General features: G+C 60.9%; 10 protein-coding genes and 1 pseudogene. 5 read left to right on the forward strand and 6 right to left on the reverse strand.

From position 1 onward, the window contains the following. Positions 1-10: 10 nt before the first annotated feature. From nagA to nagE, 4 genes are read left to right on the forward strand one after another with little or no spacing between them, the layout of a single operon-like run. Positions 11-1,117, forward strand: coding sequence for an N-acetylglucosamine-6-phosphate deacetylase (gene nagA / locus HF257_RS21220; RefSeq protein ID WP_185708152.1), 1,107 nt, complete (start codon positions 11-13; stop codon positions 1,115-1,117). Next, entirely contained in the window at positions 1,110-2,120 is a 1,011-nt protein-coding gene (locus HF257_RS21225) for an SIS domain-containing protein (protein ID WP_185708215.1), read from the forward strand. Before nagA ends, HF257_RS21225 begins: the two co-directional genes overlap by 8 nt. Positions 2,121-2,156: 36 nt before the next feature. Then, the gene (gene ptsP / locus HF257_RS21230) at positions 2,157-4,667 is read left to right on the forward strand and encodes a phosphoenolpyruvate--protein phosphotransferase (RefSeq protein WP_185708153.1); all 2,511 of its coding nucleotides are present in this window, start codon (positions 2,157-2,159) and stop codon (positions 4,665-4,667) included. Positions 4,668-4,694: 27 nt separating this feature from the next. Next, positions 4,695-6,401 (forward strand): N-acetylglucosamine-specific PTS transporter subunit IIBC, encoded by a 1,707-nt coding sequence (nagE, locus tag HF257_RS21235; RefSeq protein WP_185708154.1) that lies wholly within the window; start codon positions 4,695-4,697, stop codon positions 6,399-6,401. A gap of 102 nt (positions 6,402-6,503) precedes the next feature. Here the strand turns inward: nagE and HF257_RS21240 are convergent. From HF257_RS21240 to purL, 5 genes and pseudogenes are all read right to left on the reverse strand, one after another. After that, positions 6,504-6,769 (reverse strand): annotated as a pseudogene (locus HF257_RS21240) (DUF6124 family protein). A 364-nt stretch (positions 6,770-7,133) separates the two neighbouring features. Then, positions 7,134-7,586, reverse strand: coding sequence for a hypothetical protein (locus HF257_RS21245; protein ID WP_185708155.1), 453 nt, complete (start codon positions 7,584-7,586; stop codon positions 7,134-7,136). Then, a complete protein-coding gene (locus HF257_RS21250) occupies positions 7,570-8,211 on the reverse strand; it encodes a DUF6036 family nucleotidyltransferase (protein WP_233081400.1) in 642 nt (213 codons plus the stop codon). The genes HF257_RS21245 and HF257_RS21250 overlap by 17 nt, the downstream gene beginning before the upstream one ends. A gap of 316 nt (positions 8,212-8,527) precedes the next feature. Beyond that, positions 8,528-8,839 (reverse strand): NGG1p interacting factor NIF3, encoded by a 312-nt coding sequence (locus HF257_RS21255; RefSeq protein ID WP_185708156.1) that lies wholly within the window; start codon positions 8,837-8,839, stop codon positions 8,528-8,530. 4 nt (positions 8,840-8,843) lie between these two features. Continuing rightward, complete coding sequence (gene purL / locus HF257_RS21260; protein WP_185708157.1) at positions 8,844-12,740, reverse strand: phosphoribosylformylglycinamidine synthase; 3,897 nt, start codon at positions 12,738-12,740, stop codon at positions 8,844-8,846. Positions 12,741-13,027: 287 nt separating this feature from the next. Here purL and mltF point away from each other — a divergent pair, with 287 nt between their 5' ends. Continuing rightward, positions 13,028-14,488, forward strand: coding sequence for a membrane-bound lytic murein transglycosylase MltF (mltF, locus tag HF257_RS21265; RefSeq protein ID WP_185708158.1), 1,461 nt, complete (start codon positions 13,028-13,030; stop codon positions 14,486-14,488). Between the two features lie 125 nt (positions 14,489-14,613). Here the strand turns inward: mltF and HF257_RS21270 are convergent, their stop codons facing one another. Next, positions 14,614-14,892, reverse strand: a complete 279-nt coding sequence (locus tag HF257_RS21270; protein ID WP_185708159.1) for a PTS transporter subunit EIIB — start codon at positions 14,890-14,892, stop codon at positions 14,614-14,616. Position 14,893 lies beyond the last annotated feature (1 nt).

The raw sequence follows: 14,893 nt of genomic DNA on the forward strand, positions 1-14,893 counted from the left end.
AGAACTGCCCATGTCCGAAGACAATATCCTCACGCCCCACGGCTGGATTCGCGGCCGCCTGGTGCACGAACACGGCAAGGTGATCGCCATCGAAGGCGCTCCGTGCGACCCGGCCGACAATGACCTGCCTTACCTGCTGCCGGGCTTTATCGACCTGCACGTACACGGTGGTGGCGGCGCAGACATCATGGAGGGCGCCAGCGCGTTCGGGACCATCACCCGCACCCACGTGCGCTTTGGTACGACCTCCTTGCTGGCCACCACCATGACCGCGCCCGTGGAGGAAATTTCCAGCGTGCTCGGCCAACTCGGCACCTTCTGCGAAACACGTCCAACCGGCAGCGCCCGGGTACTCGGCGTGCACCTGGAAGGCCCCTACATCAACCCAGGCAAACTCGGCGCCCAGCCCAACTTCGCCCACACCGCGTTGATGGCAGAAGTGGAAAGTTACCTGCGCCTGGCGCCGATCCGTGTGATCACCATCGCCCCGGAAATCGCCGGCCATGACGCCCTGATCCGCGCCCTCAGCGAACGCGGCGTGCGCATGCAGATCGGCCACACCCTGGGCAGCTACGAAGAAGGCGTCGCCGCCCTCGCCGCCGGAGCCACCAGTTTTACCCATTTGTACAACGCCATGAGCCCGCTGCATCACCGTGAGCCCGGCATCGTCGGCGCCGCGCTGGCCCACGCCCAGTACGCCGAATTGATCCCCGACTTGCTGCACGTACACCCAGGTGCCATGCGTGTGGCGCTGCGCTCGATCCCGTGCCTGTATTGCGTCACCGATTCCACCGCCGCCGCCGGCATGCCCGATGGCGAGTACAAGCTGGGCAGCCACACCGTGACCAAATGCCTGGGCGGCGTGCGCCTGGCCGACGGCACGTTGGCTGGCAGCACGCTGACCATGGACCAGGCGCTACGCAACCTGGTGAAGATCGGCTTGCCCATCAGCGAAGCCTCACAACGCCTGTCGCAATTTCCGGCGGACTACCTGGGTCTGGAAGAACGCGGCCGCCTGCAACCCGGCAGCTTTGCCGACTGCGTGCGCCTGGACCGCTCCCTGACACTCACCGACGTAATGGTCGAAGGAGAAACCATTGACTTCAAAAATGCTTGAAGAGGCCCTGGCCTCCTGCGACGCCGTCGCCGCCCAACTGCAGCGCCTGGAACCGGCGCTGGAAGAGATCGCCGGACGCCTGCGCCGCCAGCCACCGCAAGTGGCCATGACCATCGCCCGTGGCAGCTCGGACCATGCCGCCAGTTACTTCGCGTATGTGGCGATGCAGCACGTGGGCATCCCGGTGGCGTCATTGCCGATGTCGGTGGTGACCTTGTTGCAAGCGCCGTTGAAGGTTAGCGGCCAGGTGGCATTCGGGTTTTCCCAGTCGGGCCAGAGCCCGGACCTGGTCAACAGCCTGCGCCTGCTGCGCAAACGCGGCGCCCTGAGCATCTCGCTGGTCAACGCCGAAGAGTCGCCACTGGAAGCCGCCTGCGAATTCCATGTGCCGCTGTGCGCCGGGCCGGAACACAGCGTGGCCGCGACCAAAAGCTTTATCGCCACCCTCAGCGCCAGCGCGTTGTTGATCGGTCACTGGAACCAGGAAACCGACTTGCTGCAAGCCTGCCGTGCCCTGCCTGACGACCTGCGGGCTGCGGCCCAGCAAGATTGGAGCATGGCGATCGAAGCCCTTCGCGGCTGCCAGCAATTGATGGTGATCGGCCGTGGCGCAGGTTTTGCCATCGCCCAGGAAGCCGCGCTCAAACTCAAGGAAACCTCGGCGATCCAGGCCGAAGCCTTCAGCAGCGCCGAAGTGCGCCACGGGCCGATGGCGCTGATTGGCGACAACTACCCGCTGCTGGTCTTCGCCCCCCGCGGTGCCGAACAAGCCGGCCTGCTCAGCCTGGCCGCAGATATGCGCCAACGCGGTGCCCGTGTGTTGCTGGCCGCGCCAGACGATATCGCCGAGCGCGACCTGACCCTGAGCCGCGCCGAACACCCGACCCTGGACCCGATCCTGGCGATCCAAAGTTTTTACGTCATGGCTGCAGGCCTGGCCGTTGCCCGGGGCATGGACCCGGACCAGCCGCGCCACCTGAGCAAAGTCACCCGCACTCACTGAGTCGGTTGCCGCGTTTTCCTGATGAGTACCGTGCCCATGTCCAACAACAATAATGAATTGACCCTAAGCGCCCCCCTAAGTGGACCGGTGCTGGTCCTGAGCAACGTTCCCGATGAGGTGTTCGCCAGCGGCACCCTCGGCGAGGGCATTGCCATCGACCCGCTGAACGACTGCCTGCATGCGCCGTGTGACGGGGTGATTATCCACGTTGCTCGCACCGGGCATGCGTTGACGATTCGTGCCGATAACGGGGCCGAAGTACTTATGCACGTGGGCATCGACACCGTGGAGTTGAATGGCGAAGGGTTTGCCTTACTGGTGAAGGAAGGTGCGCGGGTCAGCGAAGGGCAAGCGCTGGTGCAATTTGACCTGGATCGGATTGCGCGCCAGTGCAAGAGCCTGGTCAGCTTGATCATTCTTACCAACGGCGAGCGTTTTGAGCTGCGACCGATTGCGGGCAAGTCGATCAACGTCGGTGAACCCTTGCTGCAGGTGCTGGCCCGTTCGACCGCGTCGGCTCAGTCTTCTGTGGATAACTCGGTCGCCGAAGCCAGTGCCAGCGTGCGCATCACCCATCGCGGCGGTTTGCATGCACGTCCGGCCGCACTGATCCGCAAGACGGCGCAGGATTTCAGCAGCCAGGCGCAGTTGCACTATGGCGATAAATCCGCCTCGTGCGACAGCCTGATGGGTCTGATGGGGTTGGGTATTGGCGAGGGCGACGAGGTACGTGTGACGTGCCGCGGCAAGGATTGCGAAGCCGCATTGCAGGCGTTGATCAACGCCTTGTCAGTCGCCACTAAACAAGAGCACCACACACCCATCCTCACTACTCCCCGCCACACGAGTCACGAAGCCGATGTACTGCAAGGCGTATGCGCAGCGCCTGGCCTGGTCTGTGGGCCGCTGTTTCGGCTGAGCGGCATCGAGTTGCCGCAAGACACCGGCAAGCATGCACCCGACGAACAACTGCAAAGGCTGGACGTGGCACTGGAGCAGGTGCGCAGTGAAATTCGCAGCACCCTTACCCACGCCCGTCAGCGCAAGAACGTCGAAGAAGAAGACATCTTCACCGCCCACCTTGCCCTGCTGGAGGACCCGACGCTGCTCGACGCGGCTGCCCGTGCAATTGAACAAGGCAACGCCGCCACACATGCCTGGCGCGATGCGATCCAGGCCCAATGCGCCGTGCTGCTGGCCCTCGGCAAGCCGCTGTTTGCGGAGCGCGCCAACGACCTGCGCGACCTGCAACAACGCGTGCTGCGTGCGCTACTGGGTGAGGCCTGGCACTTTGAATTGCCGGCGGGTGCGATTGTCAGCGCCCATGAGCTGACCCCGTCGGACCTACTGCAATTGAGCGCGCAACACGCCGTTGGCATCTGCATGGCCGAAGGCGGCGCGACGTCTCACGTGGCAATCCTCGCCCGCGGCAAGGGCTTGCCGTGTGTGGTGGCGCTGGGCGCCGAAGTACTCGACGTGCCGCAAGGCCAGCGCGTGGTATTGGATGCCGCCAACGGTCGCCTGGAACTGGCCCCCAGCGAAGCGCGCCACGCCGAGGTGCACCAGATTCGCGATGCGCAAACACTGCGCCGCCAACAGCAACAGGTGCAGGCCCAATTACCCGCCAGCACCCGCGACGGCCTCACCATTGAGGTGGCTGCCAACGTTGCCTCCAGCGCCGAAGCCCAGGTGGCGTTTGAAAACGGCGCCGATGGCGTCGGCCTGCTGCGCACCGAGTTCCTGTTTGTCGACCGTCATACCGCGCCAGACGAACAGGAACAACGCCAGGCCTATCAAGCCGTGCTGGATGCCATGGGCGACAAGTCGGTGATCATCCGCACCATCGATGTAGGCGGCGACAAGCAGCTCGACTACCTGCCACTGCCCGTCGAGGCCAACCCGGTGCTGGGCTTGCGCGGCATTCGCATGGCTCAGGTACGGCCTGAGTTGCTCGACCAACAACTGCGTGCCCTGCTGCAAGTCAGCCCGCTGGGGCGCTGCCGCATCCTGCTGCCGATGGTCACTGAGGTGGATGAATTGCTGCAAATCCGCCAGCGCCTGGATCAATTGTGCGCGGAGCTGGAACTGACCCAACGCCCCGAACTGGGCGTGATGATCGAAGTCCCCGCGGCTGCGCTACTTGCCGAGCAATTGGCCAAGCATGCCGACTTCCTGTCCATCGGCACCAACGACCTGTCCCAGTACACCTTGGCCATGGACCGCGACCACGCCGGCCTCGCGGCTCGGGTCGATGCCATGCACCCCGCACTGCTGCGGCTGATTGCACTGACCTGCGCCGGCGCAGCCAAGCATGGCCGATGGGTCGGTGTCTGCGGCGCGCTCGCCTCCGATCCGCTGGCTACGCCGGTGCTGGTGGGCCTGGGCGTCAGCGAGCTGTCGGTCAGCCCGCCGCAAATTGGAGAAATCAAGCACCGCGTCCGTCACCTGGATGCGGCGCACTGCCGGCAACTGAGCCAAGGCCTGCTCGATCTGAGCAGTGCCAAGGCCGTTCGCCAAGCCTGTCAACACCACTGGCCGCTGAGCTGACAACAACAAGAAAAAAGGAGACTCGCCATGTACCAACACTTTATCGAAGGCCTGCAACGCCTCGGGCGTGCGCTGATGCTGCCGATTGCGATCCTGCCCATCGCCGGCCTGTTGCTGCGCCTGGGCGACACCGATCTTTTGAACATTGCGGTGATGCACGATGCTGGGCAGGCGATCTTCGCCAACCTGGCGCTGATCTTCGCCATCGGCATCGCCGTGGGGTTTGCCCGCGACAACAACGGCACGGCAGGGCTGGCCGGTGCGATCGGTTACCTGGTGATGATCTCTACCCTCAAGGTGATGGACACGACTATCAACATGGGCATGCTCGCCGGTATCGCCAGCGGCCTGATGGCGGGCGGGCTGTATAACCGCTTCAAGGACATCAAGCTGCCGGAGTACTTGGCGTTTTTTGGTGGGCGACGGTTTGTGCCGATTGTCACCGGGTTCAGCGCGGTCGGGCTGGGGGTGATTTTTGGTTTGATCTGGCCGCCGATCCAGCACGGCATCAACAGCTTTGGTGTGTTGCTGATGGAAAGCGGCAGCCTGGGTGCATTTGTGTTTGGTGTGTTCAACCGCCTGCTGATTGTTACCGGGCTGCACCATATCCTCAACAACATGGCGTGGTTTGTGTTCGGTAGCTTTACCGATCCTGTTACCGGCGCCGTAGTGACCGGCGACCTGACCCGCTACTTTGCCGGCGACCCCAAAGGCGGCCAGTTCATGACCGGTATGTTCCCGGTGATGCTGTTCGGCCTGCCTGCCGCGTGTTTAGCGATGTACCGCAATGCACTGCCGGAACGACGCAAGGTGATGGGCGGGATTTTCCTCTCCATGGCGCTGACCTCGTTTTTGACCGGGGTGACTGAGCCGATTGAGTTCGCCTTCATGTTTCTCGCGCCGTTCCTGTACCTGATCCATGCGGTGCTGACGGGCCTGTCGATGGCTGTCACCAATATGCTGAACATCCACCTCGGGTTTACCTTCTCCGGCGGGTTTATCGACATGGTGTTGGGTTGGGGCAAGTCTACCAATGGCTGGCTGGTGTTCCCGGTTGGGTTGGCGTATGCGGTGGTCTATTACAGCGTGTTCAACTACTGCATTCGCCGGTTCAACTTGAAGACGCCAGGGCGTGAAGATATTCAGGTGGTGCAGGCTGAGGTGATGACCGATAACCAACGCGCCAGTGCGTATATCCGGGCGCTGGGTGGGGCTTCGAACCTATTGAGTGTCGGTGCCTGTACTACTCGCCTGCGGTTGGACATGGTTGATCGCAACAAGGCAGTGGATGCAGATTTGAAAGCGCTGGGCGCAATGGCCGTCGTACGGCCGGGTAATGGCGGGAGTTTGCAGGTGGTGGTCGGGCCGATGGCCGATAGCATTGCCGATGAAATTCGACTGGCGATGCCTTCGTTTGTTGCCAGCGCGCCGGTCGCCGTTACGCCTGTGGATAAGCCGGTTGCGGTGAATGTGCAGGAAGCCGAGAAATGGCTGAACGCCCTGGGTGGCCGGGCCAATGTGCGGCAGTTGGAAGCGGTGGCGATCACCCGGTTGCGGGTGGAATTGGGGGATGACTCGGTGTTGTCCGAAGCTCAGCTTGTAGCACTTGGATGTCAGGGTGTCACCCAGCTCGACAGCGGGGTTTGGCATCTGTTGATTGGTGACAAGGCTTCTGGGTTGGGTGAGGCGTTGGAGCAGTTGGTCAGTGGTCGGCAGGTTGGGGCTGGGGCTTAAATCCTGAGTGCCTGGACTGTCCCTTTCGCGAGCAAGCCCGCTCCCACATTTTGAACTGTGAATACATTCAAAATGTGGGAGCGGGCTTGCTCGCGAATGGCTTTAATTGGCGCCGGAAGTGTCGAGACCAGGCACCTCATTCAAATCCAACACCCGATCCACCATCAACTGGATGCCTTCAAGCATCCGGTGAATGCCCACTGAGCGCCGTCGATTTCAAACGCCAGATGCCCCATCAGCGCCTGCACTGAGGCAATATCCTGGGCGGCGTTGGCGAGCAAGGTCTCGCCGTCGAGACTGGGGCGGACGGTGAAGATTTGGTCGGTGGGTAGAGAGTTGGAGGGGGGATTTGGACTGTCTTTGATCATGGTGAACCTCTGGTGTGAAGTAAGAACTACCAGCATCACTTGCAGATGATGGGTGGCAGCTATGTGCGGGCCTGCAAGACCGAGAGTCACCAGCAAGTCTCGGTAGACCCGAAGGTCTCCCGCACACAGCCGCCATAAATGGCGACCATGAAAAAGCGCCGCAATTATAAAGGCGCTTGTGACTAACTGGTGAGGTTTCGGCGGGCTTGCAGTCCCGATCACTGAATTGGCAGCGACTGGCCAAGGTTAGTGAGACGAGTTCCGAGGGACAACCTGAAAGACATGTCGGAAATCTCCGAGAGTTGAAGATTTTGCAGACAAGAAAAACCCGGCCGAGGCCGGGCTCTTTAATCGCTACCTACAGCTAGGCGGATGTCCCACGCTGTTGTGCCTCGTAATGGCGGGTCTGAAATGGCATTAACGCCTGTACCTTCAAACCCAGCCCCTCACTCAGCCCCCAAGACGCAGCCAACTCATCACGTCGATTGCGCAGCGCAACAGTGCCCAGTGATTTCACAACTTGCTTGGAAGCAGAAGCCGAAAACAGCTCAAGCGCTTTCTGTGCCTCTAGAACCCGACTATCCGTTACACACGAAAACCGCGTGAAGCGTTCAAGTAGATAACCCGCGCGACGCACCTCCAACTCACTGGCGTGGCCATCCAGAAATTCCTTCACTTCACCCACTAGGTTCACATCCGAGTACCACACTGCTTTCGCGGCACTCACAAGCGCATCGTCATCAGCCTGATTCAGCGGATTTTTAACCAACGCATTCAGGGCGGACGAGAGGACCGGACCGTTAAAAGGCTTCGCCATCTGTAGTCTCCAGATAATCGTGCAGGATATTGGTCAGGATGGATTTGGGCGGTTCCTTGTTGCCAACATACATATCAATCGCCTGCATTGCCAGCCGACGGAGCTCAGTGGTCACAATGAAACCCGCCCTGAGCAACGCCATGATATCGCTCACATCCTGATCCGTGGCTCTACCCAGCTTTGAAATAGCGATATCGATAGGTGCAGCTATGTGCAGGTGCAGTGCGGACTCAACAGGAAATTCTTCCAATGGGATGCTTCGCTCCCAATAGTCCTCGTGAAGTGGACCAAAGCCGGTGTTGTACTGAAGATCATAGTTCAGCTCCATGACGCGACCGGTTCGCTCATCGAAAAATTGTTCAGGAAACTCCGCCAACAGGGTTTGAAGACGCAGCTTGTTTTGCAAACCCGAGGAGTAAATTTCCGCATCTACGTCGGTGGAAATACGATGGTGCGTATATAGGTGAACAGCGCAGCCGCCGAAGACAATCACCTTTACAGCTCCCGGCTCGGCCCCCTCAAGCGTTAATTCTTCTTCGATGGACTTAAACATCGAAACCAACGCTTGCCCTAGTGAAGTACTTGTATTGAGGCGCGGAACGACGGTATCTAATAACTCCATCATTGAATATCAAACCCGAATGCAATATTGCTGGACGGGCCTTGAATTCAAATCCCGATCACTGAACCGACAGCGACCGAAGAAGGCTATTGAGGCAGGTTCCGAGGGACAACCTGAAAGACTTGTCAGAAAGATCTGAAGCGCCTGAGCGGTCGCCATCGGGGGCAAGCCCTCTCCCACATTTTGAATGCATTCACAAATCAAAGTGTGGGAGGTGCGGTGCGACGATTCGACTTGCCCCCGATGAGGCCCTCATATGCAACAAAAAACCCGCTGACCAAACTGGCCCAGCGGGTTTCTTGTTTTTGCAGTTAACGAATCAAAAATCCGCCAACTGCCACACTTCATACGCCGGTGTCTCGTACGGATGGCTCTGCTTCAACGCAGCCACTACAGCCACGATCAACGCATCTGCCACCACCAACTCGACCTTCCATTCCTCAACCACTTCGACTTGGCCAACTTGCCCAATGAACGGCTGGCTGCCGTCCAACGCGCGAAATTGGCCTTGGCCCAGCACTTGCCAGGCGCAGCTGTCGTAGTCGCCAATGCGCCCGCCGCCGGCAGCGAAGACGGCGGTTTTCACCGTCTCCACGTCGCTTGCGGGCACAAAGAAGGCGAGCTTGTACACCGTCTTAGTTCACCCACACGCGAGCGTTGCGGAACATGCGCATCCAGGCGCCGTCTTCGTTCCACTCTTCCGGACGCCACGAGTTTTGCACGGCGCGGAATACACGCTCCGGGTGCGGCATCATGATGGTGACGCGACCGTCGCGGCTGGTGAGGCCGGTGATCCCGCGCGGCGAGCCGTTCGGGTTGGCCGGGTAGCTTTCGGTGACCTTGCCGTGGTTGTCGACGAAACGCATGGCCACGCAACCGGACAGGTCGGCTTCCAGCAGGGCTTCTTCGCTTTCGAACTCGGCATGGCCTTCGCCGTGGGCGATGGCGATTGGCATGCGCGAACCGGCCATGCCTTGCAGGAAGATCGAGTTGGACTCTTGCACCTGCACCATGGCGACACGGGCTTCGAACTGCTCGGAACGGTTGCGCACAAAGTGCGGCCAGAACTCGCTGCCCGGGATCAGTTCGCTGAGGTTGGACATCATCTGGCAACCGTTGCACACACCCAGGGTGAAGCTGTCGTTGCGCTCGAAGAAGCCTTGGAACGCGTCGCGGGCACGGCTGTTGAACAAGGCCGACTTGGCCCAGCCTTCACCGGCACCCAGCACGTCACCGTAGGAGAAACCGCCGCAGGCCACCAGGCCTTTGAACTCGTTGAGATCAACGCGACCGGCGAGTATGTCGCTCATGTGCACGTCGATCGCATTGAAGCCGGCGCGGTCGAACGCAGCCGCCATTTCCACCTGGCCGTTGACGCCCTGCTCACGCAGTACGGCCACTTGTGGGCGAATGCCTTTCTTGATGTAAGGCGCGGCGATGTCCTGGTTGACGTCGAAGCTGAGCTTGGTGCTCAGGCCCGGGTTGTCTTCTTCCAGGATTACGTCGAATTCCTGCTCGGCGCAGTCGGCGTTGTCGCGCAGGCGTTGGATCTGGTAGCTGGTCTCAGCCCACTGGCGTTGCAGCAGACGGCGCTGGCCGGCAAACACAGTATCGCCATTGAACGAGATGTTGATCTCGCCATTGTTGATTGGCTGGCCGATCACCGCCACGCAGTCGTCCAGGCCGGCGGCGCTGAACTGGGCGAGTACGTCGGGAGTAGCGTCCTGGCGAACCTGGATCACAGCGCCCAACTCCTCGTTGAACAGGATGCCGTTAATTTCGGATGCGTCCTCGGCAACGCTGTCGAGCACGATGTTCAGCCCGCAGTGGCCGGCGAAGGCCATTTCCACGACGCTGGTCAGCAAGCCGCCATCGGAACGGTCGTGGTAGGACAGCAAGTGACCGTCGGCATTGAGGCCCTGGATCACGGCGAAGAAGGCCTTAAGGTCTTCGGCGTCGTCGACGTCCGGTGCCTGGCTGCCGAGCTTGCCATGGGTTTGCGCGAGGATGGACGCGCCCATGCGGTTCTGGCCACGGCCCAGGTCGATCAGGATCAGATCGGTGGTGCCCTTGTCCATGCGCAGTTGCGGGGTCAGGGTCTGGCGCACGTCGGTGACGGGTGCGAAACCGGTGACGATCAGTGACAGCGGCGAGGTGACGCTCTTGTCGGTGCCTTCATCGTTCCAACGGGTGGCCATGGACATGGAGTCCTTGCCCACCGGAATGGTGATGCCCAGCTCAGGGCACAGCTCCATGCCGACAGCCTTGACGGTGTCGTACAGACGAGCGTCTTCACCCGGGTGACCGGCAGCCGACATCCAGTTGGCCGACAGTTTGATGTCGGACAGCTTGCCAATGCGCGATGCAGAGATGTTGGTGATCGTCTCACCAATGGCCATGCGGCCCGACGCTGGAGCATCCAGCAGGGCCAGCGGCGTGCGCTCGCCCATGGCCATGGCTTCACCGGTGTAGACGTCGAAGCTGGTGGCGGTGACGGCAACGTCGGCCACCGGAACCTGCCACGGGCCGACCATTTGGTCACGGGCCACGAGGCCGGTGATGGTGCGGTCGCCGATGGTGATCAGGAAGCTTTTGCTGGCCACGGCTGGGTGGTGCAGCACGCGCTCGATGCTGTCGGCCAGTTCCAGTTTGCTTGGGTCAAAATCATCGCCCAATTCAGCTTCACGCACAGCCGAACGGTGCATGCGCGGGGCTTTGCCCAGCAGCACTTCCAGCGGCATGTCCACCGGGCTGTTGCCGAAGTGGCTGTCGGTGACAGTCAGCTGTGGCTCGGCAGTGGCTTCGCCGACCACGGCAAATGGGCAGCGCTCACGTTCGCAGATGGCCTGGAAGCGTGCGAAGTCTTCAGCGCCGACTGCCAGTACATAGCGTTCCTGGGATTCGTTGCTCCAGATTTCGTGCGGGGCCATGCCCGGCTCGTCGTTTGGAATGTTGCGCAATTCGAAACGACCACCACGCTCACCATCGTTGACCAGTTCCGGGAAGGCGTTGGACAAACCACCTGCGCCGACGTCGTGGATGAAGCTGATCGGGTTTTTGTCACCCAACTGCCAGCAACGGTCGATGACTTCCTGGCAGCGACGCTCCATCTCTGGGTTTTCGCGCTGTACGGAAGCGAAGTCCAGGTCGGCCGAGCTGGTGCCGGTGGCCATGGAGGAAGCGGCGCCGCCGCCCAGGCCGATCAACATCGCCGGGCCGCCGAGCACGATCAGCTTGGAACCGACCAGGATCTCGCCTTTCTTGACGTGTTCTTCACGGATGTTGCCCATGCCGCCGGCCAGCATGATTGGCTTGTGGTAGCCGCGTACTTCATCGCCACGTGGCGTGGTGATGGATTGTTCGAAGGTACGGAAGTAACCAGTGAGGGCCGGACGACCAAATTCGTTGTTGAACGCGGCGCCGCCTAGCGGGCCTTCGATCATGATGTCCAGCGCGGTGACGATGCGCTCAGGTTTGCCGTACGGCACTTCCCACGGCTGTTCAAAGCCTGGGATCTGCAGGTTGGATACGGTGAAACCCGTGAGGCCCGCCTTTGGCTTGGCGCCACGACCGGTGGCGCCTTCATCGCGGATCTCGCCACCGGAACCTGTGGCTGCGCCCGGGAACGGGGCAATCGCGGTTGGGTGGTTGTGGGTCTCGACCTTCATAAGGATGTGCACCGGCTCCTGCACCGCGCCGTACTGGCGGGTTTCAGGGTCCGGGAAGAAGCGGCCAGCGACAGAGCCGACAATGACCGAGGCGTTGTCCTTATAAGCCGACAGAACGCCTTCGCTGTGCATCACGTAGGTGTTCTTGATCATGCCGAACAGGCTTTTTTCCTGGCTTTCGCCGTCGATGTCCCAACTGGCGTTGAAGATCTTGTGACGGCAGTGCTCGGAGTTGGCCTGGGCGAACATCATCAGTTCGATGTCGTGGGGGTTGCGCTTCAAGCCATTGAAGGCGTTGACCAGGTAGTCGATCTCGTCTTCGGCCAGGGCCAGGCCCAGCTCGGTGTTGGCCTTCTCGAGGGCGGCGCGGCCACCGCCGAGCACGTCAATCGCGGTGAGCGGCTTGGGCTCGGCGTGGCTGAACAGGCCGGCAGCCTGTTCCAGCTGGCTGACGATGATCTGGGTCATGCGGTCGTGCAGGCTGCTAGCGATCAGCTCGGCCTCAGCGTCGCTGAACTGGCCCGCTACGTAGAAAGCGATGCCGCGCTCTAGGCGCTGGATTTTTTCCAGGCCGCAGTTGCGGGCGATATCGCTGGCTTTACTCGACCAAGGCGAGATGGTGCCGAACCGTGGCAGAACCAGGAACAAGCGGCCAGTCGGCTCTTGAACGGGAACGCTAGGACCGTACTTCAGAAGGCGTGCCAGCACTTGCTGTTCGTCGGCGGTCAATACGCCGGTAACATCGGCGAAGTGAGCAAATTCAGCGTACAGGCCTGTAACCGCTGGAACCTTCTGGCTCAGTTGCTCAAGGAGTTTGCTGTGGCGAAAGGCAGAAAGGGCAGGAGCGCCGCGCAGGATCAACATCTTCGGGACAGCCTCGGGAAGGGGGTGTGCTTTGAGGCCGTGCATTCTAGCGTAAACCGCCGCCAACGGCACCCGAAACGGTACCGCTGGCTGCTGCCGAACGTCAGTTGGCTGGATTCCACCCCTTTAAGGCACTGCAGCCAGGCATTCGCAGCAGTTATTTTAACCGTCACAATCCCCCGCCAAGCCCCGTTTCTGCGGGCTGCAGCGAAGTTTCTCCAGCGCTAGCAGACAAGTCCCCCTCTGTCGAGATATGGCGCCGTGGGCCGTTTGCGTATACTGCGCAGATGTTCTCCCCTACTGCTTTGCGCCCGCGATATGCCAAATGGCTGATCGCAACCGGACTCTTCCTGATGCTCAGCGCCTGTGTTGATAAACCCAGCACGCTCGAGCGAATCAAGGAGGATGGCGTATTGCGGGTGATCACCCGGAACAGCCCGGCGACTTATTTCCAGGACCGCAACGGTGAAACCGGTTTCGAGTACGAACTGGTCAAGCGCTTTGCCGACGACCTGGGTGTAAAGCTGGAGATCGAGACCGCTGACAACCTCGATGACCTGTTCGCTCAATTGGGCAAGCCCAACGGCCCGGTCCTGGCCGCTGCAGGCCTGGTCAGCAGCGAGCCGCGTGAACAGCAGGTGCGTTTCTCCCACCCTTATCTTGAAGTGACCCCGCAGGTCATCTACCGCAACGGCCAGTCCCGCCCGACGAACGCGGCGGACCTGGTGGGCAAGAAGATCATGGTGCTCAAGGGCAGCACCCACGCAGAGCAATTGGCGGAGCTTAAAAAGCAGAATCCTGCGATCGAATACGAAGAATCCGACGCCGTAGAAGTGGTCGACTTGCTGCGCATGGTGGACGAAGGGCAGATCGACCTGACCCTGGTGGACTCCAACGAAGTGGCGATGAACCAGGTGTACTTCCCCAACGTGCGGGTGGCCTTCGACCTGGGCAATGCCAGCAACCAGAGCTGGGCCGTGGCGGCCGGTGAAGACAACAGCCTGCTTAACGAAATCAACAGCTACCTGGACAAGGTCGAGAAGAACGGCACCCTGCAGCGGCTCAAAGACCGCTACTACGGGCACGTCGATGTACTGGGTTATGTCGGCGCCTACACCTTCGCCCAGCATCTGCAACAGCGTTTGCCCAAGTACGAGAAGCACTTTCGGACCTACGCCAAGGAAGAAAAGGTCGACTGGCGCCTGCTGGCCGCCATCGGCTATCAGGAATCACTGTGGCAACCCGCCGTCACCTCCAAGACCGGCGTACGCGGCTTGATGATGCTGACCCAGAACACCGCGCAGGCCATGGGCGTGTCCAACCGCCTGGACGCCAAGCAAAGCATCATGGGTGGCGCCAAGTACTTGGCCAAGATCAAGGATGAACTGGACGACAGCATCGCCGAGCCAGATCGCACCTGGTTCGCCCTCGCCGCCTACAACGTCGGCACCGGCCATCTGGACGATGCGCGCACGCTGGCCAAGCGCGAAGGCTTGAACCCGAACAAGTGGCTGGACGTGAAGAAGATGCTGCCGCGCCTGTCGCAGAAGCAGTGGTACAGCAAGACCCGCTACGGTTATGCGCGTGGTGGGGAGCCGGTGCACTTTGTGGCGAACATTCGGCGCTACTACGACATTCTTACCTGGGTAACCCAGCCGCAGCTGGAAGGTAACCAGGTGGTCGAAGGCAACCTGCATGTGCCGGGTGTGAACAAGACCAAGCCGCCGGAAGATAATCCTCAATTGTAAGAACACCACAAAACCAATGTGGGAGCGGGCTTGCTCGCGAAGGCGGCGTATCAGTCATCGTAAGTGTTGACTGAACTACCGCATTCGCGAGCAAGCCCGCTCCCACATTTAGAACGCTATTGGGTTTAGAGGCCGGTGAGCAGATGCACGATCCCCCCCGCCAGCACCATCACCGCTGGCACACCCGCCATCTTCAGTGCCCCAGCATCCATCTTCGCCACATCCTGCAACTGCACCCGCACCCGCGTGAGCGCCACGCGTTGCAGTGACTTGAGATTATCCGCCCCACCCAACGCACTGAGTACCTCAGCCGACAGCAAACTCTGCGTCGGCGTCGCTACCGCCTCCGCTATCAAATCCGGGGTCAGGGCTTTCCAGAAAGCCTGCTGCAATTTCTCGAACATG

It is taken from the genome of Pseudomonas cremoris (assembly GCF_014230465.1).

Bases quoted from the DNA above. Each gene is read 5' to 3' on its own strand.
- nagA (WP_185708152.1), top strand. From the start codon at position 11: ATGTCCGAAGACAATATCCTCACGCCCCACGGCTGGATTCGCGGCCGC.
- HF257_RS21225 (WP_185708215.1), top strand. From the start codon at position 1,110: ATGCTTGAAGAGGCCCTGGCCTCCTGCGACGCCGTCGCCGCCCAACTG.
- ptsP (WP_185708153.1), top strand. From the start codon at position 2,157: ATGTCCAACAACAATAATGAATTGACCCTAAGCGCCCCCCTAAGTGGA.
- nagE (WP_185708154.1), top strand. From the start codon at position 4,695: ATGTACCAACACTTTATCGAAGGCCTGCAACGCCTCGGGCGTGCGCTG.
- HF257_RS21245 (WP_185708155.1), bottom strand. From the start codon at position 7,586: ATGGCGAAGCCTTTTAACGGTCCGGTCCTCTCGTCCGCCCTGAATGCG.
- HF257_RS21250 (WP_233081400.1), bottom strand. From the start codon at position 8,211: ATGATGGAGTTATTAGATACCGTCGTTCCGCGCCTCAATACAAGTACT.
- purL (WP_185708157.1), bottom strand. From the start codon at position 12,740: ATGTTGATCCTGCGCGGCGCTCCTGCCCTTTCTGCCTTTCGCCACAGC.
- mltF (WP_185708158.1), top strand. From the start codon at position 13,028: ATGTTCTCCCCTACTGCTTTGCGCCCGCGATATGCCAAATGGCTGATC.
- HF257_RS21270 (WP_185708159.1), bottom strand. From the start codon at position 14,892: ATGTTCGAGAAATTGCAGCAGGCTTTCTGGAAAGCCCTGACCCCGGAT.